This window comes from Nocardia sp. NPDC059154, from assembly GCF_042755705.1.
Taxonomy (GTDB): domain Bacteria; phylum Actinomycetota; class Actinomycetes; order Mycobacteriales; family Mycobacteriaceae; genus Nocardia.
The window spans coordinates 143,848-169,088 of the sequence record NZ_JBHZCS010000001.1 but is presented as its reverse complement, the minus strand read 5'-3'; the positions used below and the strand labels follow the sequence as shown (position 1 = coordinate 169,088).

Annotated in this window: 1 protein-coding gene; it reads right to left on the bottom strand. The window is 71.6% G+C overall.

Annotated features, from left to right (window positions below; all coding sequences use genetic code 11):
* Positions 1–10 precede the first annotated feature (10 nt).
* The gene (locus tag ACFXN1_RS00585; protein ID WP_379437306.1) at positions 11–25,213 is read right to left on the bottom strand and encodes a toxin glutamine deamidase domain-containing protein; all 25,203 of its coding nucleotides are present in this window, start codon (positions 25,211–25,213) and stop codon (positions 11–13) included.
* Between the last annotated feature and the right edge of the window lie 28 nt (positions 25,214–25,241).

Here is a 25,241-nt window from a genome sequence, read left to right as displayed (position 1 = left end):
TGCTGGGTGGTCATCCGAAGATGCCCGCCCGGCGGTCCGGATCGGCGAGGACGTCGCGGATCAGCAGGCCCAGATCGGCATCCGCGGGCACACTGCGATAGCGCAGCTCACACTGTGCGGTTCCGGCCACGCCGACCAGCAGTCGGTTGTAGCCGTGCTGGGTGCGCTCCCAGTGCACGTCCGCGCCCAGGCGGTCCACCTCGAAGGCCTGATCACCGATGCGCAGCACCAGACCGGAGTTCCGGTCACGGTAGAACATCACGGCCAGACCTTCCACATGGTCGTAGACGCCCGCCAGCGAGCCCGCGCCCACCGGTGCGGATTGCAGGGCGCCGGTGCCCGGGTCCAGGGTCGCGAATTCCCCGAATCCGGAATGCGACCGGAGGTAGATGCCGTGGCTGCCGTTGCCGGAGCCCGGTGCCGTGGCGCGCGGGAAGCGGCTGGTGTTCTTGCCGCGGCTGTTGCCCGCCGCACCCTGCGGGCCACCGGGCGCGCCGCCCATGGGGCCGCCCGGCATTCCACCGGGCATGCCGTTCGCGCCGGATCCATTGGCGGGTGCGCCGTTCCACGGCGTGCCCGGGTCGGGGCTGGACGGTATGAAACCGTTGGGCGGCCGGCCGTTCGGGGCGGACGGGTGGCCGCCCGGGCCGCCCGGGCCGTTCGGACCGCCGGGGGCGTGCGGGCCGTTGCCATCGGGGCCGGCCGGGGTGTGCGGCGCACCGTCGTGCTGCTGCGGCCGGCCGCCCGGATTCTGCGGTGTGCCAGCGGTATTCGAGGGGTTCTGGGACTGCGGCCAGCCCGGCTGACTCCACGGCGTGCCCGGGATCTGCGGCGGGCCCGAATTGTTCGCGGGCGTCCCGGGAACCTGCGGCCAGCCGTTCTCGCCGTTGGGCAGGCCCGGGATCTGCGGCCAATCGCCCGGCGGGGTCGGAATGTGCGGCGGGGTCGGCTGGGTGGGCCACTGGGGCATGCCGGGATCGGTCGGCATGTGCGGGGCGCCGCCCGGAGGCATCGAGCTGCCCGGGCCCGAGCCCGGACCGCCCGGATAGTTCGGGCCGCCGGGGTAATTCGGGCCACCCGGGTAGTTGGGGCCGCCCGGATGGTTCGGGCCCGTCGGCTGATTCGGTCCACCGGTCTGGTTCGGATCACCGTTGTCCGGCGGCAGTGTCCACGGGGCAGCCTGCTGGGAGGGCTGCGGCGTGTACTGCGGGAACGTCGGGTTGAACGGGTGCACCGGATGCGGCACGTGCGAGCGCCAGCCCGGGTTGCGCCATTCGTCGCGCGGCTGCGGCTCGGGCTCGTTCTGGTCAGGATCGCCGGGATCGCCTGGAGGCGAGGCGTTTTCGGCCTCCGGCTCGGGGCCGACCTGTGGGCCCTGCTCGGCCTCCGGCTTCACCAACGGAACGCGATGCCCGGGCTCCTTGCCCTGCGCATCGCCCTCGGCCACCGGCTGTTGCTGCGGCTCGGACTGCTCCTCGACCACCGGCTGCGACTTGGCCTGCTCCTCGACTACCGGCTGCGGCTCGGGCTGTTCCTCGACCACCGGCTGCGACTTGGGCTGTTCCTCGACCACCGGCTGCGGTTGGGCCTGTTCCACAACAGGTTGCGGTTGGGCCTGTTCTTGGACCGGTGTGCGTTCGGGCAGGCCCGATTCGTGCAGGATCACCGGCGGTGCCGGGGTTGCGGGCTTGTGCGGCTCGGGTTCGAGAGCGGCTCCGCCGTCACCGGTTTCGGGGCCGCCGGGCTTGCGGGGGCTCACGCCCGGGGTCGGGTCGTCGCCGCCGGGTTCGCGGTTCTCGGGCGGGTTGCCGTCAGCCTCGTCGTCACCGGGTTGCGGCGCAGCGAGTTTCGGCGGTTCGGCCTTGGCGGCGAGAGGCTCCTGGCCCAGGGGTGTCTCGGTGTCGCCGATGGGATCGACATGCGGTTCGATCTCGTTGCCCGCCAGCCGGTAGTCCTTCGGGGTGTAGGGCAGTCGGCCGGTGTAGCTGGGGACGCCGTGCAGCATCGAGTGGCAGTTGGCGCAGGCCGCGGAGGGATCACCGATGTTCCAGGTCTTGGTCTTGGTGAGCCAGCGCGGGCTGAAGCGAAGTTCGCCGAGGACATCGCGGCCCAGGGGCGGCGGCGTGGAATCCTCGCCGTGCTGTGCGCGCCATCGGGCCTCGTGGGCGCGCTGGCGCTCCCACAGCAGTTCGTTGACCGCCTTCACCTCCGCGTGCCGCAAGGGCGCGTCGAAGTGTGCACGGCCCTGGTTGATGACGTCGCCCTTGACCGGCTGCCCCTTGGCATCCCGGATCTGGTTGCCGTTCTCATCGGTGAGCTTCGCCTGCAGGATCTTGCCCTCGGACTCCATGACCGGGTGCTGCCAGTCACCGAGCGCACGGAAATTCTCGCGCAGCAGGGGGTGCAGATGCTCGTCGTCGATCACGTCGAACGGGAAGCCGTTGATGCCCTCGGTGATCAGGCCGGTCCGCAGGTCGATGGCGAGGGCGCTGACCGGACCTTCCAGCTGCTTGCCGCTGTAGCGGTATTCCGCGTGGTGCTCGGCGCGGGCCCGGGCGAGATCCTCGATGTACTCGTGCACGGGCTTGCCGTCGATGGCCCGAATCAGCCCGTCCCGCAGTAGAACTCGGCTGCCGTCGTGCGGATCGATCTCCTCCACGATCGCGCCGCGGGCCTGGTCGGCGAGATACCCGGGATCGTCGATGTGCTGGGGCCGACCGGGATCGGAGAGGTCATCGGTCAGGGTGACCGGATGTTCCATCGGCTCACCGGCGGTCGGGGCCTTGTACGGCTCGCCCCCGGAGTGATCGCCGGAACCGTGGTCGTCGTCCCCGTCGGCCAAACCGCCCGGGGTCTCGTCGCCGCCCGGCGGCTTCGACCCGCCCCCTTCCTGATTCGGCTGCGGAGTCTGCTCGCGCTGCTCGGTCGGCGGCTTCTGCTCGTGTTCGGTCACGAGCTTTCCGTGCTCCGTGCCCGAATTCTCGTGTGCCGCCGCGGCGCCCAGCGCGGGGTCGCGCTTCGCACCGCCCAGGGGCAGGGTGCGCGCGAGCGGCGGAGTCCCTCCGTCGGGCAGGGTGCGCTCGTGAGCCGGGATGCCACCGTCCGGGAGGGTTCGGGTGTGGGTGGTGGCCGGCTCGGGCTCACCCGCGACCCAGCGGGCGAACTCGTCGGCGCGGTGGACGCGGGTGACGGCATCGCGCAAGGCGTGGAAGACGTTGTGGGGGTCGACGTTCGCTACCAGCGCGGCCCGCGGATCGAGTCCGGCGAGGGTGGCCTCGTACCGGGACGGGGTCAGGTCGGCTTCGGAGACCTCGAGGCCGGTGCGGCGGTGCAGCTCGCCGAGTGCCTCGGTGAGGGCGGCGTGGGCGGCGGTGCGCGCCCGCTCGGCGGCCGCCGGCAGCGAATCGCCCGCCGCCATGGATTCCACCTCGAGACGGCGGAGTTCGGTCTCCCAACGGCCCACCCGGTCGTGGGCCTCGTGGTAGCGGTCGGCCGCCTCGGCCAGCGCGAGGCGGGCGCGTTCGTCCACCGTCATGTTCGCGCGCAGCTTGGTGGCCAGCCCCTCCCGCGTCTCGCGGACCCACTCCGGGGTGAGCTGATCGTCGGTGTACGGCAGGCCGGACGCGGCCAGGTCGCGATTGGCCGCGGCGGTCTCGAGATCCCTTCGGGCCGTGTCGAGTTCGCGGTGGGCGCGGTAGCCGGGGGTCTCGTTCGCCAGGTGGCGGGCCACGGCGTCGGTCTCGGCGTGCGCCAGGAACTCCTGCGCGGTCCGGTAGCGCTGCACCGCGTCCCGCAGCCGGGCGGTCTCCTCGGTCCACACCAAGTGCTCGTCCTCCGGCACCCGCAGCAAGCCGTCGACCATGGCGATCACCCGGTCCGGGGCGCGGCCGCCCGCCGCCGGGTTCTCGGCGATCTCCCGTTGCAGATCGCTGTGGGCGGCGTCGACTTCCTGTCGCCACACCTCGACCGGAGTCTGTCCCGGTCCGGCCGCGGCGCGGTCCACGGCGGTGCCCAGCTCGGCCTCGAGCTGGGCGACCCGGTCCGCGGCCTTCGTGTAATCCGCTGCGGCCGAGGCCAGATCGTCGATGCGCTGCCGCGCGCCCGGCAGTTCGCCGCCTTCGTCGCGAGTGCGAGCCGCCAGGTAGTCGACGGTGCCCGATAGCCGGCCCGGCGTGAGATCGGAATGCTCGATGGCACGGTTGTTCTCGAGCCATACCCGGCCGATCGCGTATTCGCGGTGGGCGTCGGCCTGCTCCAGCTCGGTGCGAGCGGTGGCCAGCTCCGCGGCCACTTCGCGCGGGGACCGTTGCGGCGCTTCGATTTCCGGCGCGGTCAGGCTGTTGTGCTCGGCGGCCAGGCGCTCCAGCTCGTCGATATCGGCCGTGCGCGCCCGCACCTCCTCGCGCATGGTGTCGACGACCTTGGACATCTGCGACAGCGACAGCCGCTCGTGCTTGTCGATCTTGCCGTCGCGGTAGGCCTCGAACACCTCGGCCAAGCGGGCCTTGCGGGCGTTCTGCAGCAGGTCGACGAACTGCTCGTGGGTGAGCGGCTCGCGCCCGGTGGGCATGCTGTCCCGGTAGGCCTGATAGCCCTCGTCGACCTTGGCTGCCTCGTGCGCGGCGTGCAGGGCATCGCGCATCTGGTGCGGGGACATCAGGTCGTGCAGCCCGCGCTGATGGGTCTCGTAGAGCTTCACGGTGCGATCGATATTGAATCTGTCCACCCCGAGCAACCGCGACCATACGTCCGCCGCCCCCGACGGATTGTCGGAACGCGCCGGCTCGAACAGGGATTCGTGCAGCATGGCGCGCAGGCGCGCGGGGGCCTTCGGATCGTGGATCGGCAGCACGCCGGCGGCCAGGCGCGGATCCTGCGACGGATCGAAGCGCAGGCCGTCGCGGAAGGGATCGAGTTCGCCCAGCTCCCCGACATAGTCGGCGAGGGCCGCCAGCAACTCGGGCCGATCCTCGGAGCGCTTCAGCACCTCGTTGATCGCGTGCGCCAGCTTCTTGGGGTCGGTGCTCTCCGGATCGGGCCGGTAGTCGACGACCAGGCCGGTGGCCTTGTCCTTGGCGAACTTCTCGGCGTACAGGTCCTTCGGGTCGAGGCCGAGCCGGATGGCCAGCCGGTCACGGGCGGCGAGCACGGCCTTCTTGTCACCGTCCCGCAGCACATTGGCGTAGTCGATCAGATCGCCGATGCCCTGCTCGCGCCGCAGCTTTCGCAGCCAGCGGCGGACCGCGTTCACATCCGGATCGGTCAGCGCCTGCGCGATCCGCTCCGGGGTGAGCTCGCGGGGATCACCCAGCCCCACCCGGTTCGCGAGCTGGCCGAGCGGCTTCTCCATCGCGTGGAAGTTGTCGATGGCGTCGGTGGTGCGGACGAAGTCCGCCATGCCCTCGATCTGCGCGGCCCGCAGAGCATTGTCGTGGCGCAGCGCCTCGACGGTGGCCCGGAGCTGTTCGGGGCCGAGCTCGCCGTATTCGATCGCGAGCCGATCGGCGAGCGCATCGCGTTCCGCCCGAACGACATTCGGATCACGCGGGACGGTGTGCTCGGTGTTCTCGATCGTATGCGGTCCCGCCTCATCCAGCGGATGGGACACCACTCGCCACGGCTCGTCACCGTCGCGGAGCATGAGCACGCCCAGTTTGCCTTCGGGAGTGTCGATTTCGTGATAGCGGGCCTGCGGAGTCGCCAACGAGTCCAGTTTGGCGTTGCCGTGCCCGTCCACGTCGATGGCGAGGTACTCGGGACGCATCGCGCCGGAGTTGAGGCGGTCGGCGAGCTCAGGGCGCTCGGACAGGGTCCGGATCAGCTGGATGTCATGATCGCGGACGCCGCGAATCACCAGGAGCCGCTTGGGATCTCCGGCATGCTCGCCCGGCGCGAGACCGACGCCGCGGTCGACCATCCCGCCGTCGAGGGTCTCCATCCAGGCGCGGATGTGGCCGTCGGCGAAGTCCGTGGCGCGGTCGACCATGGTCGAGTCGGCGTCGAGGTAATGATCCACCGCGTCCGACAGCCGGTTGAGCCGGTCCAGATCATCGCGGGCCTGCATGCGCAGCTCGGCGAGGGTGTGGTCGAGGTGCTCGGGGGTGAGCAGGTCCAGGTCAACCCCGAGCATCTGTGCCCAGTTGCCACGTTCGTCGCGCATCTGGTCACGCTGCAGGGCGTGATCGAACAGCTGGCCCACGGGGCTTTGCTCGAGATCCGCATCGGGATCCTCGAAATCCCGGCCGGGCTCACCGCCATTGGCCGCGCCCTGCCACTCCAGCGCGGTGGTCTCCGGAATGCCGGCCTTGCGTTCCAGCGCCCAGATCTCCTCCTGGGTCAGGTCCTGACCGCGGATCTCCTCGCGCAGGGCAGCCAACCGCTGCTCGGCCAGCACCGCCTGATCGGCGTGATGCATATCGCGCTGATAGCGGCCCAGCGGATCCTTGTCGAGGAAGCTGACCGGGCGGAACGGAACGCGGGCGTCCTCGAGGTTGAACCGCTGCGCGGCATCGCGCAACGCCTCGATCGCACCGGCGCGGCGCACGAGCTCGTAGGTCCGCTCGTCCACCAGGCGGCGCAGCGTCGCCGGGCTCGCGTCGGACAGTCGAACGCCCTGTTCCCGTGCCGTTTTCACCAGATCGGTGAGCGCGGCGTCCCGGGCCACGATGGCCTCGGCCACCGGCTGCGGCAGAGCCGCACCCAGCTCGCGTTCGGTGATCGGCGGCAGTTCGGGCGGCAACTCGGCGGGCGGCAGCACCTCCTCCACGTGGGCGAACTCGGGGTGGCTCTCGAGGAACAGCCGCACGCTCTCGTCGTGCTCGGCCACTTCCTGCCAATGCCAGGCGTTGTCGGTCTCGCTCAGCCAGGGCTGGTACTCGCGGCCGTCGCGGGTGTGCATGGGCAGCACTTCGGGCGAGATGTCGGCGACCAGGCGGCTGAAGCGCCGCACGAACGGCAGCTTCTCGCGGTCCTTCCACAGCGTCGCGGCTTCCTTGACGATGCGGATCGGGTTGAACTTGTCCTTGGTGCCGATCAGCACCTCGTTGTGCGAGGCGTAGCCGACCTCGACCGCCCAGAAGGCCTGGTACTTGCTGTCGTTGCCGGATCCGGAGGGGTACTTCGGGGCATGGCCGAGGTAGTCGCCGGTCAGGCGGTCCCACAGTTTGCGCAGTCGGCCGCGCGGGGCCTCCGGCTCGCGGGGTGCGACGGGTGCGTGCGGCTCGGGCAACGCGGGCCGCCTCACGACCTCGGCCACGCGGGTACCGTCGGGGCCCTCGGCCAGTCGGACGAAGACGCGGTCGCCCTCGGCCTCCAGCACCAGGTGCGGGCCCTCGACGGGGTCCGGGCGGTAGTGGCTGACGGCCACCAGGTCCGCGACATCCGAGGCGCGGCGCAGGGTTTCGCGCATGAGGTCGTCGAGCACGTCGACACGGGTCGCGGGCTCGAGGTACGCGGTGTCGACGCCGAGCAGGCGGGCCCAGTCGTCGCGCTGCTCGGCGAGCCGGGCGCGCTCCTCCGGCCGGGTGGCCTCGTCGTGCAGGTGCAGGACGTGGGCCAGGGCCTCGACGGCGCCGGCGCGCAGGACGTTCCGGTACTGCATCTCACCGGCCACCCGCGGCAGGTCCGCCACATCGTCGTCCGACAGGCCGAGGCGGGAGATCAGTTCGGCGCGCAGTTCCTCCGGTGACATCAGACGGGCCTCGCCCGATCCCGCGCGCTCCACCTGCGACCAGGGCTCCAGGGGGAGATCGCGGACCGGGGTCGGGAGTGCCGGATCGCCGGCGGCAAGTTGGGGATGCTCTCCCTCGTGCGGCTGCGGGCCCGCGAGATCGTCGCGGGACATGGGCGTGGGCGGACGGTTGTGGTCCGGGTCGCCGAAATGCCCGTTCTCCCGGGCGGTTTCGGCCAGCCGCTGCAGAGCGCCGAGCGGATCGCGCTGATGGGACAACGCCTCCCGGAGACCGAGGGCATCCGCCAGGCGGACCGCGTAGGCCCCCTCTTCCATGCCGCGCGGACGACCGGTCGACAGCACCTGATGCTCGCTCAGATGCTGCGCGACCGCCGCCAGGGCGGGCGAGGCCGCGACCGGATCGATCACCCGATCACCTTCGTGCACCGCGACCGGCATGGTCTGCGTCGTCGCCTCGTGCAGCGGCACGGGCGCGTTCTGCGTCGCCTCCTGCTGCACCGGCGCGGTCTCGGTCGTTCCCTCGTGTCCCTGGACCGGCGCGGTCTCGGTCTTCGCTTCCTGGACCGGGTCCGGCGTGGTCTGGGTTTGCTTCTCGCGCACCACGACCTGCGTGGTCCGCTCCTCCGGGGTGGAGGTGGCCTTGGGGTCGTTCTCGGCACGCGGGGTGCTGGGATCCTCGCCGCGCGACCAGGCTTCGCGCGGATCGGGGCCCCGCGGGGCCGCGGGACGCGGCGTGGTCGGCTCCGACTTCGCGCCCGGCGCACCGGGTTTGGTGGGATCCGACGGCGGGACCGCGTTGTTGCCTCCGGTCGGTGGTTCTTCCTCGCCGCCGGTATTGGGGTCGCGCTGGAACGGGCCCTCGCCTCGGGACCAGGCCTCGCGCGGGTCGGGGCCGCGCGGGGCCGCGGGACGCGGCGTAGGCGCGGACGGGCCACCGCCGCCCGGGGGTCGGTTGGGTTCGCTGCCCGCGGCGACCGGGGTGCCGGGCTCGTCAGGGGGACGGACGGGTTGGACGGTGATGGTGCCGTCGTCGGCCACGCGGACGCGGCGGTAGTCGATCTCCGTGCCACGGGCGGCCATATCGTTGCGGATCTTGTCGCCGATGACCACGCCCGGGTCGTCGAGGGGGCTGACGACCAGGAGCTTCGCCGGATCGCCGACCAGGCCGACGCCCTTGCCCACCACCGTGTCGGCCATGGATTCCAGGACCACGTCGGCGGCTCGGAAATGAAGCTGCGAGCGCAGATTCATCGCCTCTTCGGTCTGGTTGTGCAACCGGGTGAACTCGCTGCCCGCGATGGCGCGCAGGCGGCCCAGCTCGCCGCCGCGCTGAATGGCCGCAGGGCGTTCGACCTCCATGTACTCGGCCAGGCCGTTGCCCGCGCCCGGCGGGACATTGCGCTGCATCACCTCGGCGACACGGGCCTCCTCGGCCGTGAGGGCCTGGGCGACAGCGCTTTCCAGTTCCCGCGCCGACATACCGGTGGGCTCGATGCCCAGGCCGCGGGCCAGGTCGTCCAGCGTGGCGCGGGTCTGCTCGGCCGCCTCCCAGGCGTGGGTGGCGCGCTCGTGCAGATCGAGGATTTCCGCGCGGACCTGTGGATCCTCGATCACGAAGTGCTCGGCCGGACCGGCCGGAGGCCACTCCCCCGGAGCCAGGGTCCGTTGCTCCTGAACAGGATTCGACTCGGCTGCGGGATCCTTGCCGCCCACGGGGTCGGCATTACCGGCGGGGCCCTTCTCCTCGGTGCCGTTGGTCGGGCCGTGCCGGCCCGCGTTCGGATCGCGCTCGAAGGGGCCCTCGCCGCGCGACCAGGCGGTGCGCGGGTCGGTCGGGGTGGGGCTGTGGGGGCCGGGATCGGTTGCGGGGCGGACCTTTTGGACGGTGATGGTGCCGTCGTCGTCGACGTGGACGATGCGGTCCTCGACCGGAACGCCCCGCGCGGCCATGTCTTCGCGGATCTTGGGGCCGATCACGACGCCGGGATCGTCGTGGTGGGTGACCACCACGAGCCTGGTCGGGTCGGAGGCCAGGCCGACGCCCGGGCCCCTCCGGTCGGAGGTGATGTTGTCCAGGACGTCGCCGACGGCCATGAGGTGCGCCTGCTCGCGCAGGCGGGACGCCTCTTCGGTGTGCGCGCGGTAGGCGTCGCGGTGCGCGCCGGTGGCACGGCGGATCTCGGTCAGCTCGGCGCGGCGGATATCGGAGGCCGCCACCTTCTCCCAGTACGAACCGTGGTTCCCGGCGGGAACGCCCTCGGCCTTCAGCATCTCCTGGAAGTCCGCGATCTCGACCCTGTCGGCATCGAAGATGTAGTTCGAGAGCTCGCTCGGCGTCATATCGGCCAGGCGGGTCTCCAGCTCGCGCAGGCGTTCGGCCCGTTGTTCCGAGCTCAGGGTCTCGTCGTTGCGCAGGGCCTGCATGCCCATCTCCCGCGCCAGGTCCCGCAGCCCCTGATGCGCGGCCGCGGCCGCGCGGTCCGCCTCGACCGCATTGCCCATGAGCTCGGTGATGCGGGCCTCGACGCGGGCGTCGACGGGCACGTGCTGCTCGGGGAGTCCGTCCGGCTCCCAGCCCGCGGCCGGGTCCGAACCATGGTGTCCGCCATCCGAATCCCCGCCCCCGGAGTCGGTACCGCCGGGATCCGACTGCTGCGGATCCGACGGGTCACCCGGACCGGAGGGATCGGTCTTCGCACCCGAGTTGCCCGAGTCACCGGGGTCGGTCGGGTCGGACTTCGCACCCGAGCCACTCGGGTCGCCGGGATCGTTCGGATCGGTCTTCGACGTCGAGCCGCTCGGGTCGCCGGGATCCGATTCGGGCGGCTTGCGGAACGCCTCGCGCGGGTCGGTGGGCTTCGTACCCGACTCGGGCTCGGTGGTTTTCGCGTACGCCTCGCGCGGATCGACGACCTGCGTGGTCGATTCGGGTTCGGGCGGCTTCGCGTAGGCCTCGCGCGGGTCCGGGACGGGGTCGGGCGGGGTGTGCTTCTTGACGAAGTCGTTGAAAGCGTCCGCGCGGTGGAAGTTCTCGGCGGCGGTGCGCAGGGCCGTGACGGCGTCGTGGCGGTCACCGTCGGGGTGCGGCGGAACAGCGGCGTCGAGGGCCTCGAAGGTGATCCGGGCATTGTCGGCGGAGGTCAGGTCGGTGTCCGAGACGCGCAGACCGGTCTCGGACTCCAGCCGGGTGATGGCCTCGTCGAGGGCGGTGCGCGCGGAGTCCAGGGCGCGGGCCGCGGCGGCCCGCGGGGTGTCGGCGGCAATGGCCGCCTCGGCCGCGAGGTGATCGACCTGGGCCTCCCAGCGGGAGACGCGATCCTGGGTGTCGAGATGGTGTTCGACGGCCTCGGCCAGGGCCAGGCGGGCGCGCTCCGCCGGCGTGAGCTGGCCAAAGGTCCTGCCGTCCAACTCCTCCCGGGTCGCCTCCACCCAGGCGCGGGTGAGCTCCGGCTCGGTGACGGGCAGGCCCGCCATGGCATTGTCGCGGGCCGCCTCGGCGAGGGCCAGATCCTGGCGCGCGTACCCGAGTTCGCGGGTGGCGCGCTGTTCGGGCGTCTCGGCCGCGCGGGCCGACTCGAGCGCGTCGTGTTCGGCCGCGCCGAGGAAATCGCGGGCGGTCTGGTAGCGGTGCACCGCGTCCCGGACCGGGATCTGCTCATCGGTCCAGAGCGAGGCGGAATCGCGGGGGACATTGGACATGCGCTCGACCTGGCGGATGACCCGATCCAGATCGCTCGAATTCCAGTTGCCGGAGGCGGCGTCGACCGCGTCGACCAGTTCGGCACGCGCGGTGTCGACTTCGCGCTGCCATACCTCGACCGGTGTCTCCAGCGGCCCGGCATCGGCCTCGACCGCCGAGCGCAACCGCGACTCCAGCTCCCGCACCCGGTCCTGGGCCTGGTTGAACTCGTGCGCGGCGCGCGCGAGATCATTGATCCGCGGCTCGAAGTTGGGCAGCGTGCCGCCCTCGTCCGCATTGCGGGTCCGCAGGTATTCGGTGGTGCCGTGGATCCGCTCGGGCGTCAGATCGCCCTCGGACAGCGGCTGGTTGTCCTGCAACCACATTCGGCCCATGGCGTGCGCGCGGTTGTCACTCGCGATGAGCAGCTGGTGGCGGGCCTCGGCCAGATCCGTGGCGAGTTCGCGCGGGGTACGCGGCGATTCGGGGGTCCACGGGGTGGTGAGGTGATTGTGCTCGGCCGCCAACCGGCCCAGCGCGTCGATATCGGCTTCGCGAGAGCGGATCTCCTCGCGCAGGCCGTCGATGATCCCGGACAGTTCGTTCGACTTGGGATGCTCGTGCTTCTCGATCTTGCCGTCGCGGTAGACCTCGTAGACCTCGGCGTAGCGGTCGTGCCGAATCTCCTTGACCACCTCGAACAGCTCGGCCTCGGACATCGGATGCTGTCCGGGCTCCATGCTCGCCACGTACTCGGCGTGCACCGCGTGCTTGTCATCGTCGGTCAGTGCGCGCTTCTGGGCGTCGGCCTGTTCGCGCTCGAGCACCGAGCGCAGCACCTTGTCCATCTGGGCGGGCGAGAGCCGGTCGTGCAGGCCGGGCAACTCGTCGCGGTACAGCTTCACCAAGCGGTTGACGTCGTGAACGTCCACCCCGAGCAGCCGCGACCAGACGGCCTCCGCCCGTGACGGATTCTCGGCGACCAACGGCTCACCGATGGACCCGCTCATCAACCTCTTCAGCAACGCGGGGGCGTTCTCGTCGTAGATCCGGACCACACCGTCCGCGGCGCGCGGATCGGCGCTCGGATCGAAGCGCATCCCCTTGCGGAAGGGATCCAATTCGGCGATGGTGTGGGCGTATTCGGCCAGCGCGGCGAGCAGCTCGGGCCGATCGGCGGACCGTTCGAGTACATCGTTGATCGCACGGAGCACGGCTTTGGGCTTGGTGCTCTTGGAATCCGGCCCGTAGCCGACGATCTCCTTGTTCTCGTCCTTGACGTGCTTCTTCCCGTACAGGTCCTCGGGGTCGACGCCGAGACGCTCGGCCAGGCGGTCCCGCGCCGCCAGCACGGCCTTGCCGTCGGTGGTGTCGCGCAGCGTCTTCGCGTAGTCGAGCAGATCCTCGAGCCGCTGGATGCGCGCGGCCTTCTTCACATTCGGATCGCCCATGGCCTCGGCCAGCCGCTCCGGCGTCAGATGATCCGGATCCACGCCGATGGAGTGGGCGAGGTTGTTGAGCCGGCGATCGAGTTCGTGGAAGTTCTCGATGGCATCGCCGCTGCGGATGAAATCCGCCATGCCCTCGATCTGCGCGGCGCGCAGGGCATTGTCGTGCCGCAGCGCCTCGAGCGTGGCCTCGAGATGCTCGGGGCCCAGCTTCATGTGGTCGATCGAGAGTCGCGCGGCGACTTCGTTGCGTTCGGCGCGAACGACATCCGGATCGCGGGGCGCGCTCCGCTGCGGTTCGGTCACGACCGTCTCGGCCTCGTGGGCCACCGTCGCCGGATCGTGCGTGCCCTGCTCGGGCTGCACCACCCGCCACGGCTCGTTGTCCTCGCGCACCATGAGTACCGGGGTGCGTTCGCCGTCCACCTCCACCTCGTGGAAGCGGGCCTGCGGAGCCTCGGCCTCGCGGACCACGATGTGGCCGTCCGCGTCCAGGCTGATGACGCGGTAATCCAGTTGCAGCTCACCGCGATTGAGCAGTTCGCCCAGATCCGGGTGGGCGGCCAGCGCATCGGCCAGGCGCGCCTCGTGGTCGTTGTCACCGCGAATCACGACCAGGCGGTTCGGGTCGCCGGGGCGCTCGCCCGGGCGCAGGCCGACACCGTCCTCGAGCATGGTGCCCTCGTGGGCATCCAGCCAGGCGTGCGCGGTGCGATCGCCGAGCTGATCGGTCAGGTCGCGAGCCTCGGCGTCCAGGCGCAGGAAATGCTCTGCCGCCTCGGCGAATTCGTGCAGCCCGGCCGCATCGTCGCGCACCTGCATGCGCAGGTCCGCGATGGTGTGCGCGAGCCGGTGTGGATCGTTCGCGGTCGGGGTGAGCTCGTCCAGGCCGACCCCGAGCAGTTGCGCCCAGTTCGAGCGCTCCTCGCGGATCTGATCGCGATTCAGGGCGTCCTCGAAGAGACGGCCCTCCTCGCTCTGCACGAATTCCGGTTCGGGATCGTCGAAGTGGCGGGCCCACTCACCGCCATTGTTGACGCCGTGTGAATCCAGCGCGGTGACGCGGTTCTTGCGGGGCAGGTAATACGGGTCCGGATCGTCGGGAGAGACGCCGTCGCGCGCGCGGCGGGCATCGGCTCGCTGCTGCTGGGCGTCGCGCTCCCTGACCTCCCACAACTCACGGACGTAGCGGCCCAGCGGATCCTTGTTGGTGAAGCTGACTTCCCGGAAGGGAACGAGCGCCGCCTCCTCGTTGTAGCGCTCGGAGGCGTCCCGCAGGGCCTCGATGGCACCGGCGCGGCGCATGAGCTCGTAGGTCGCGTGATCGACCGCGCGGTGCAGGGTGGCCGGGTCGGCATCGGTGAGGTCGATGCCGTGGCGGTGGGCCAGCCGCACCAGGTCGGCGAGGGCGGCGTCGCGGGCGTCGATCGCACCGACCAGCGGCTGGGGCACGTCGTCGGCCAGCTGCCGTTCGGGCGGCGCCTGCAGTTCGGAGTTCGGATCCCGCTCGGGCGCGGGGGGAACCTCGTAATCGTCGGGGTGATTCTCCCGGTAGAGATCGATGCTCTCCTGGTGGTCGAGCCGCTCCTCCCAGCTCCGCTGATGATCGACCTCGGTGCGCCAGGGCTGGTATTCGCCGCCGTCGCGGGTCCGCATCGGGACGATGTCGGCGGACACGTCGGCGATCTTGCTCGTCAGATGCTTGAGCAGCGGCATCTGCTCACGCACCTTGAGGATGGTGGCCGCCTCCTTGGCGATACGCGCCGGGTTGGCCTCCTCGACCTCGTGCACCTCGACATGGGCGATGTCGTGGATGACGTCGCCGGCGAAGTTGATCAGCTCGCCCTGGCCCTTGCTGTCATTGCCGGAGCCGGAGGGGTACTTCGGATAGTCGCCCTTGAAGGGGCTGAACAGCCGTCGCAGGACGCGCTTCACGATGCCCGGCTTCTCGGGCTCGGGTGTGGGCTCCTTGGGCGGAGCGGGCAGGTCGGGGCGGTCGACGACCTCGACGTGGCGGTTGCCGTGCTCGTCCTCGGTGACCTTCACGTGCACCCGGTGACCGTCGGACTCCAGCACCAGGTGGTGACCGGCGGCCGGATCCTCGACATGGTGGGTGGCGGCCATCAGGTCCGCGACATCCGAAGCGCGGCGCAGGGTTTCGTCGCGCAGCTCGGCGAGGGTCCGCGCGGCGTGCTCGGGCAGGACGCGGTCGGGGTCCACGCCGAGCAGTCGGGCCCATTCGTCACGGGTGTCCGCGAAACGCCGGCGCTCCTGCGGGTTTCCGGCATTGGCATGCCAGTCGACAGCGTCGCTGAGCGCCTCGATCGCACCGGCGCGCAACATGTTCCGGTACTGCATGTCGCCGACGACCTGGGACAGGTGCTCGGGGCTCAGGTCCTCGGGGGTCAGCCCCAGCTCGGCGGCGAGCTCTCGGCGCAGCTCGTCGAGGGTGAGGGCGCGCGGTTGATCGTGCGCCGGAGAACGATTCACCTCCGACCACGGCTCCAGCGGCCGCGGGTCCGGCTTCGCGCCCGGTGGCAACTCGGTGCGCTGCCGGGAGTCGAAGCGCTCCTGGTTCGAGATGGGGGCGTAGTCCTCGGCGCGCATGGGGCGCGAGGGCACATCGCCCTCTGGGTCGCCGAAATGGCCACGGGCGCGGGCCTTCTCGGCGATGTCGCGGAAGGCAGAGAGCGGATCACGGCGGCCGCCCACGGTCTCGCGCACGCCCAGGGCCTCGCTCAGCTGGCGGCCGTACTCACGCTCGGCGGGGGTGTGACTGCGGGCGCCCATGGGGGGCTCGTTGCGCAGCAGGTAATCCGCGGCCGCGCGCAGGGCCGGAGAGGCGTCGACCGGATCCTGCGGCACCGACGAGCCCGGCCGCGCCAGCTCCTGCGTCGCGGCGTTCGGATCGTGAACCGGCAACTCCTGCGTCGCCGCATTCGGATCATGAACCGGCAACTCCTGCGTCGCCGCATTCGGATCATGAACGGGCAGCTCCTGTGTCGCGGCATTCGGATCGTGCACTGTCGAACCCTGCGGCGGCAGCTCCTGCGTCGCCGCATTCGGGTCATGGACCGTCGAACCCTGATGCGGCAACTGCTGAGTTGCCGCATTCGGATCCTGGGCCGACGAACCTTGTGGCGGGAGTTGCTGGGTCGTCGCGTTGGGGTCCGAGGCATTGGGGTCGGGTTGTTCGGGGCGGCCACCGGCCCGCTCCCAGGCGATATCGGCCTTGTGGGCGAAGATTTCGGCGCGGGCCTCGGCGTCGGCGACGTCAGCGTCGAGGTCGCGGCGGGCGGCGGTGCCGGGCTCGAAGTTCTCGGCCGCCTCGCGCAGGAATTCGGCATTGCGGCGGTACTCGCCCGCGAGCCAGTCGGCGTTGACCGCCAGCTGGCGATCCAGCCATACGCTGCGGGGCGGCGGGGTGCCCTCCTCGTCGGGGAGGCCTTGGCGCTGAGCGGGTTCGGCGGTGTGGGTGTCGTCCGCGCTCGAGTGGGTGCCCTCGTGGGTCGTGCCTTCCATCCGCGCGGTGTGGGCGTCGATGAGGGCCTGGCTGAGCACCTTCGACTGTTCGGAGGCGGCCGCGCCATTGAGGACGTCGTCGGTGTACGCCTCGGCCAGCGCCTCTTCCGGATCCCAGTTGCCCTCATGGTCGAAGGCGGTGCCGGGCTGGTCATTGAACCATTCCTCGAAACCGTCGAGGGTACCGCGGGTTTCGGCGTAGTGGCGCAGCATGGCGTCGAACGCCTGGTGCCGGGCGTCGAGGCCGCCCGAGAGGTCGAGGGCGTGCGCGAACTCGTGCACGATCGTCGAATACACCGGCCGCTGCGCCGATCCCGGGGCGAGATGCCCGGCGTCCTCGGCCTGCGCCACCTGCCGGGCGAGCTCGGCTGGATCGTCGGCGAAACGGCTGTTCAGGGTGATCCGGCCGGTCTGGATCCGACCGTTCTCGATGCGTCCGGGCGTGGTCTCGGCGAAAACACCCGACTCCTCGATGGGTCCGACGTGGACCTCGCCCACCCGGGCGCCCGGGACGGCCTCGAACATGTCGTCGACGGCGCGGGCGTACTCGCGCAGCGCCTCCACGTCGTAGTGGTCGGCGAAGCCCTCGACCTCCCGGCCGAGGCGCTCGTCGTAGCTGGTGACCTTGACGCCGTGATCGTCCCGGAGCTTGTCGGCGATGCCCGTGTGGTCCAGGGTCGACCAGGTGTCGTCCGGATGCGGCGACCAGTCCGGGGCATGATCGTGCCCCTCGGAATCCGGTGTCGCATGGTCGTTCTCGTGCTGCGCGCCGGAATCGTGCGCGGCCGGATCCTCGACCGGGTGCGGCGCCGCGAACGGACCGCGACGCTGGGCCGGACCGTCCTGGCGCGGCTGCTCGGCGGGTGTCTCCTGGACGCGCGGACCCGCCTCCACCGGATCGGACCCGCGGCCGGTGAACCGGTCGGCCACGCGCTTCCACAGCGGACGGTGCGGCTCCGGGTCGGTGGGGCGCAGCGGGGCCGAGCCGTCCAGCAGCATGTCGCGAATCCGGTTGGACAGCTTGACCGGATCCCGATCGCCCATGCCCTGGAAGCGATGCGCCAGCGCGTCCGAGGCACCGCCGCGCCCGGTGGGTCCGGGCACCCGCCAGCCGCCCTCGCCGTCGCGTTCCAGCCACATGTTCAGGGTCGTGGTGCCGACCTTGAACTCGTGAAGGTCGTAGCGGTCCGGCGCGCGGTACCGGTAGTTGTCCGCGCCCAGCGCGCCCAGCGACACCCGCCGGGTCATCAGGTCGTGGGCGACCTGCGCCGGATGCGGATAGCCCAGGTAACGATTGCGCTCGACGACCCGGTGACCCTCGGTCACGAAGTTGTCGGACAGCTTCAGCGCGTGCCGGTCCGCACCGCGCGGCAGCTTGGCGCCCGGACGGTGCGCCAGTTCGAAGGCGCCGTCGCCCAAACCGCGGATCCACTCGTCGAATCCGACGTGCACCCGGCCGTCCTCGCGGTAGCTGAGGTAGTGGGCGAGCATCTCGCCCAGCGCCTCGCTCGTCGACGGGCGGCGCATGGGCCCTTCGGCCTTACTGGCGTAGATCCCGCGCACCGTCCCGTCGGGGGCGACTTCCCGGTACTCGATCCGGGTCCAGGTGTCCCACAGGGAATTACGCAGCCTCGGATGCGATTCGCCCAGCTCCTGCAGGGCCCGCATGTGCCCGCCCTCACCCGCGTACACGACCAGGCTGCGGGCGCTGCCGGTGGTGTTGAGGGCCTCGACCACATGGTCGGTGAGGCGCTTCGAGCCACGCTTCATCTCGCCGTCGGAGGCGCGCCGGGACATGGCCCGATCCGCCTCGGCGCTGTGCCGCGGTTCGCCGGGACCCGGATGGTGCACGGCATCGCCCGGATTGAACAGATCGTGCAGGTTCGGGTGGCCCCAACGGGATTCGCCGGGCTCGCCGAAGGAGCGCACCACGTCCATGACGGCCTCGGCGCGCGACAGACCGACGTCGTCCAGGTAGCGGCGCAGCGCGGTCAGCCCGGCCTCCCGCACGCTGGACTCCGAGGCGTGCGGCCGGCTCGCGGCCTCGGTCTGCGCGTCCCGGTAGGCGTGCTCGGCCGGACCGACCGGGATCGGGGTGCCCGCCTCGCGCATGGCGCGCAGCTGCTCGATCTCGTTCTCGTAGGCCTCGGCCCGATCGCGGATGGCCTCCGCGGTCTTGCGCGGCGGTCGCGGCGGTCGCACCGGATCCTCACCGGTCGGGATGCCGTGCGCGCGATCCCAGGCCGCGGCGTGCGCGGTCGCGGGATCGCGACCCTCCACCCGCGGGCCGTCCCCGGCCAGCCGGTACATCACCTCGCGCACAGCGGCGCGGTAGGCCGCGGCCTCGAGCATGCGCTCGGTGACCTGGTTCGAGTCCTTGTAGGCGTCGCGGACCTGGCTCAACGCCTCGTCGCGGGCCCGGCGGTAGGCGCGCTCGAGCGGATCGGACGGCCGCGTCCGGGAACGGTCTCCGCCGCCCGCGGTGCGGTTGTGCTCGTAGCCCAGGGCGAGCGCCTCGGCCTGCCGGGCCAGCATGCTGCGCACATAGTCGTCACGGGCCAGGGTAAGGCGCTCCAGCGGGCCCTCGGCCCGGGCGTACGCCTCCGCCTCGGAGGCCGCGCGGACCAGCTCCGCCGCGTGCTCGACCGGGGACGACTGGCTGTGCAGCACAACGGTATTGGTGGCGGGATCGTATCCGGCCAGCGGACCGCGATCGGAGCGGCCCTTCTCGCCATTGCCGACGGCGGCGGCCGGATCGTCGGTCATGCGGATGTCGACGCCGTGCCGGTCCAGCGTCTCGAGCGCCCAGCGCGAGATATCGCTGCCGTGCTCGTGGCTCATCGCGGTCTGTTTGGCGTGGAAGACCTCGTCGGCGGCCTCCGGGGCCCGATCCTGCTGGGGGCGTGCCGATTCGGGCTGGTCCGGATGCGCGGGTGCGGACTCGTGCGCGGGATCGGTGACGTGACTCGGGGCGGGCGGTTCGCCGTAGTGCCGGGCGAGCGCATCCGGGTGATCCTCGCCGGGGCCGCCGGTGAAGCGATCGTCGGCGAGCAGCGCCTCGACACCGGCCTCGTGGGCTATGCGACGCGCCTGGTCCTGCGACAGTTCGGGATTCGCGGCGCGCGCCTGCTCCACGGCCTCGTCGGCGGCGCGCTGATAGGTGTCGCGGACGCTGTCCATGTAGGTGGCGTCGGCGAGTTCGCTGAGCGGGCCGCGCGGCGGCTCGTATTCGGCGTCGCGCAGCTCCTGCGCGAATCCGGCTTCCCTGGCGAAGGATTCGGCCGCGCGCCGCAGCTGCTCGGGGCTGCCGGGTCCGGCTGCGGGGTGCGGGGAGTCCAGGTGCGCGGCGGCGGTCACCAGGGCCGCGGCCTGATCGAGCTCACCGCGCTCGTGGGTGTCGATGGTCAGTTCGCGCCGGACCGGATCGTAGGAGTCGACGTGCGGTGCGCCCGCGCCGTCGACCATGCGGACCGAGATCCCGGCCGCGCGCAGGGTGTCGAGGGCGGCACGGCCGGTGTCGGTCTGCGCCAACACTTCCGCGACCGAGACCAGCCGCGGGTCGGTGCCCTCGGACAGGTAGCGCGAGTCCACGTAGTGCGAGTCGCTCACGACCGGGTAGACGAGCTCGCGCACGGCGCGCTGCTCCGGGCGGACGGCATCCCGATCCGGCGAATCCGGTTCGCGCCGTGGGGGTTCGGGGCGTATGGGAGTCTCCGAAGTCGTGGTCTTGCCGGTGTGATCGGCGGTCTGCTCGGAGTTGTCCGGCTCGCGTTGCGCGCCGCTGTCGTCGGATTCGGGGCCGCCGGGTTTGTGCGGGGTCGCGCCGGGGGCCGGGTCGTCGCCGCCGGGTTCGCGGCCGGTGGTGCCCGAACCGTGGGGCCCGTCTCCGTTGTCCGGGTCACCAGGCTTCGGGGCCTCGGACGCGGCGTCGACGTGCGGGGTCTCGATGGGATCGCGGTGCGGCGCGACCGTGCCGCCCTCGGCCTCGAGGCGGTAGTCCCCCGGGACGAACAGGTTTCGGCCGCTGTAGCTGGGGACGTCGCGCAGCATCGAATGGCAGTTGGCACATGCCGGGGCCTCGCCGCCGAGGGCGTTGCGTTTCGTGTCGGCGAGCCAGCGCGGGTCGAAACGCAGCTCCCCGAGCACATCCCGACCCAGCGGCGGCGGGTCGGAATCCTCGCCGTGGGTGTTGCGCCACTGCTCGTCGTGGGCCCGCTGGCGCGCCCACAGCAGCTCGTTGACGGCCTTGACCTCGGCGTGCCGCAGGGGTTCGTCGAAGTGGGCGCGGCCCTCGAAGACCACCGGCTGGGGTTCCGGCTGGCCCTTGACCTTCCGGGTGGCCGGTTCGTCCTCGGCCTTCAGCACCGGGTGTTTCCACTCGCCGAGGGCGCGGTGGTTCTCGCGCAGCAGCGGATGGAGGTGTTCCTCGTCGATCAGGTCGGTCCGGCTACCGTTCACGGCCTCGGTGATCTCACCGGTACGCAGGTCGATCGCGAGGGCGCTGCACGGCCCGTCGCCCTCGAGCCGGTTCGCCGCGTGAATCTTGGCGCGGGCGTTGGAGAGATCGCCCACGTACTCGTGGACGGGCTTGCCGTCGATCGAATTGATCAGGCCGTCTTCGCCCTTGGTGACTCGGGTCGTGTCGTTCGGATCGATCTGCTCGAGCACCGCGCCCCGGGTCTTGTCCTCTTCGAATCCGGGGTCGTGGACGTGTTGCGCCGGACCGGGATCGGAGAGTTCATCCGTCAGGGTGACCGGATGCTCCATGGGCTCACCGGCCGTCGGGGCCCTGTACGGCTCGCCCTCCGCGTGGTCGGCGTGGTCGGCTTGATGGCCCCCGCCGCCGTCGTGTCCGTCATCGCCCGGCTGATGGTGGTGCGATTCGGCGGGCTCCGGCTCCTTGCCGATGCGGGCGAGCTCCTCAGGGGCGACGGTCTCGTCGACCTTCGGCCGCTTGCCGGAATCCGTTGCGGCCTGCTCGTTCTCGGGGTGCGCATGGGGTGCGAACTTCGGATCGAGACCGTGGCGGGTGCGCATGCTGAGCGGATCCAGCGCCTTGCCGTCCGCCTTGAACATGATGGCGTGGATGCCCTTGGTCTCCACCGCGACGATGGGCGGGTGGCCGTGCTCGCGGCCCGCGGCCGGATCCTTGACCATGATCTCGCCGCCCTCGTTGACCAGCAGGTAGGCGTGCGCGCCCACACCGTGCTCGTCGGCGGGACCGGCGTAGTGGTCGACGACCACGGCGGCGGAACCGGGGCCCAGCTCACGCAGGCGGTCCGCGATGGCGTCGTGGTCGGCGTAGGTGCGCAGCTTGCCGCCCGCCGCGGCCACCAGTTGCTTGGCGGTCATGCCTTCGGGGCCGATCTCGTGCTCGGGCACGATGATCGAATCATTGCCGGTCAGCTGTCGCGCCAGCTCCAGCGACATGGCGCCGCAGTTACCGGGCTGCTCCTCCTCCGGTGCGGGCTCCGCCGAATCATGGTGCGCGGCGGCCGCATCGGAGGGCTCGTCCAGCTTGCCCGGGTGCTCGGCCGCACCGTCGCCGCGTTCGGGCCGGCCCGCGCGGCTTTCCGCGGGCGGCTCGGTGTGATCGTCTCGGCCGCGGGATTGTTCGCCGGTGGTCTCGTGCGGGCGTCCGCCTTCCGGCGTGTGCCGGGTGGTGTGCTCCGCGGCGCGCGGGACCGGGTGGTCGCCGAGCGGGAGCGGGGCGACGAGGAGAGCGTCGTCGGGCGTGCCGGAGTCGTGGTGGTCGTCGGAGGGCGTGCCGTCGTGGTCGCGCTCGCCCGGACGCGCCGAGCCGTCCCCGGCGGGGTGTTCACCCGCCGGGCGGGCGGTGTGCTCGTCGCGTGGACGTTCGGCGGGCGCGTGCTCCTCGGACGGATCCTGCCGCGGTGCGGATGATTCCGGTCGTTCGGCCGCTTCGGAGGGCTGATCCTCGCGGCTGCGCGACTCGGTTTCGGCGGGGCGGCTGTCGTCGCCGTTCGGGCGGCTGCCGTCGGCCGCCGGAGCGGAGTCGTCAGTGCGCGAATCGGTCTCGCGCTCCGGCGCGGGCGTGTCCTCGGATTCGGGACGTGCGGCGGGCTCGGACTCGTCGGGACGCGAACCCGAAGGCTCGTGATCCGTTGCGGCCGGGTGCTCCGGATCATCGTGGGCGACAGCCGGGTCATCGTGGGCGACAGCCGGATCGTCATGGGCGGCAGCCGGATCGTCATGGACGACAGCGGGGTCGTCGTGGTTGACGGCGGGATCGTGTAGCTCGCCGTCCGTGCGCGGAGTGCCGGAGTCTGCGCCCTCGTGGGTTGCGCCCTCTCGCGAATCCGGCTGTCCCGCAGGGTGCTCGGCGGGAGCGGTCTCGTCGTGAGTGGGGGTGAGCTCGGGAGCCACGCCAGCGCGGGGGTCGGATTCCACCGGGGCCTCGGGCTGGGACGGATCGGGTTCGCGCCCGGGTGCAGGGTGTTCGGTGTCCTCGATGGGAGCGGAATCGCGCTCGGCCACAGGGTGATCGGCGTCGACGGGCGTCGTGCCGCGCTCCGGGGTGGTCGGCTCGTGGCCGGGCTCGGCGGAGTTCGGGTGGGCTGCGGTCGGTTCCTCGCCGGGGCGGGCCTCGGGTGCGCCCGAGCGGGCGTCGGTGCCGGTCTGGGGGCGGGCGTCCGTACCCGCCTGGGGGCGCGTCGATTCCGGGCGGCCGTCGGGCCGAGCGCCCGCGGGGTCACCGGCGCGACCCGGGGCGGGCCGGTCCCCGGAGCCACCGGCGCGCGGCGTATCCGAGCGCGGAGCGTCGGAACGCGGTGTCTCGGAACGCGGTTCCGGTGCGGCACCGCCATGCTGGGGGGCCGCGGTGTGGGCGGCGGGTGCGGCGGAGGCCGTGACACCCGGGCGGTCGCCCGCCACGGCGGGCGCCGCCGGGGCGGCCGTGTTGGAGGCGGCGGCGATCGGGGTGTCGGTCGGACCGGAGGCGGGCGCGGCACCGGACGCGTCGTGCGGGGCCGCCGCCGGGGCGCTCTGGGGCGCGAGGCCGTGGCTCGACCCGTTCGAATCGGACTGGGGCGCGGAGGCGGGTGTGTCGTGGGGGCCCGAATCCGCCTGCGCGCCCGCATCACCGGCGCGCGAGCCGGAGTCCGAGGGCTGGGCACTGGAATCCGAGGCGGTGGAGGTGCTCGAGGACGCCTTGGGGTCGGCGGCGGGGGCCGACGAAGAGGCGCCCCGCGAGTCGGTGGGCGCCGAGGATTGCGCCGGTCCGGACGACGATTGGGCGGGGCCCGACGAGGTCTGGGCGGCGGGAGCGGCGGAGTTCTGGGTGGGGCCGGGGCCGTTGGAGGTGGAATCGGCGGTGGGGGCGGGGGTTTCGTGCTTGCCCGCCTGGACGCCGGAATCGACCGAGGTGCCGCTGGTTTCGAGGGCGCCCGCGTGCGGTTGGCTGCCGTGGGTGTCGCCGGAGGTGCTGTCGGCGGGGGTGTGGGAGGTGGTGTCCTGCGGTGTGTGGGCCTGGCCGTGGTCACCGCCGCCGGTGGCCGACGGATCGTCGGTCGGCGCGCCACGGTCGGACGCACGGCCGTCGCCGCCGCCGACGCCACCGGTGTCGCCGCCCTCGGGATGTGCGGTGCTGCCGTCCCCGGTGGGCCGGGCATTGGCGGTGGGATCGCTACTGTCGCCTTCGAATCCGGCCGCGTGCGTATTGGGTCCGCCGGTGTCGCTGGTGCGGCCGCCGTCGCCGCCACCGGTATTGCCGGAATCGCCACCACCGGTGTTGCCGACATCGCCGCCACCCGTGTGGCCCGTATCGCCGCCGGTGTGGCCACCCGTGTCACCGGGATTGACGCCCGAACCGTCCGGGCGCGCACCGACATTCGCCAGATCGGAGGGCACGCCCGCCTTCCACGCCGAGACGCGCGGCTCCCAGAAGCTGTGGGAGGCAGTGTGATTCAGGCCGGACAGGCCGCCATTGGAGACACCGGCGGTGAGCATGCGCGGGTCGAAATTGGTGAAGGCGTTGCCCATGTTCTTCCAGGCGTCGCCCCAGCCGTGCTGATAGGCGTCGAGCCCGAACTGCGCGCCGGTCCCCGCCAGGAATCCCGCTCCCGCACCGGCCAATCCGGCGCTGGTGCCGGTGATGGCCGCACTCAGGTAGTGGTTCATGGCCGAGCCCTCGAAGTGCTCGCCCAGCGCCTTGCCGACCTTGCCACCTGCGATACCGCCCGCGGCCGAACTCACCGCGGTGACGCCGATCTTGCCCCAGTCGAAGCCGCTGCGGTGCCCGGCCGCGATCTGGTAACCCTCGATGCCCACTTCCTGGAGCACGCCCAGCCCGGCGTCCAGAACGAAGTGCCGCAGCATGAATTTCGCCAGCGACGAGCCCACCAGCTTGCCGACGTACTCGGCGATGCGCTCGACCGCCTCCCTGCCGATGATGCGCACGGCGATGCGGGTGGCCGCCTGCGCCGCCGCCTCCGCGGCCGGGGCGGTGGGCGGGAAGATCCACGCCGCGGCCATCTCGAACGCCAGCATGGCCAGCGACGAGTAGAACATCAGCTTGGTCGACTCGATCTCGGTGCCGGTGTCGTGCACCGAATCACCCAGCTGATCGAAGAAACCCGCCAGATCCAGGATGGAGGTGTTGCCGTCCTGTTTTCCGCCGACGCCGGCCATCAGATCGAACTGCTTGGCCATCTGGTCTCGGCCGTCACCGTCCACGTACGCGGCCAGCGTGGCGGATTTGGCCGCGTCCATACCCGAGACCTGGTCGCGCAGGCCGTCGGCCGCGGTCTTCCAGTAGGTGGCCAGGTCCCACATCTGGTCTTCGTTGCCCTGGGGCCATTCGACCCCGACGATCCAGCCCAGCCATTCGAGTTCAGAGGGCAGTTCCAGAGCCATGGCCGGCTACCTCGCCCGGCGCGGTCGT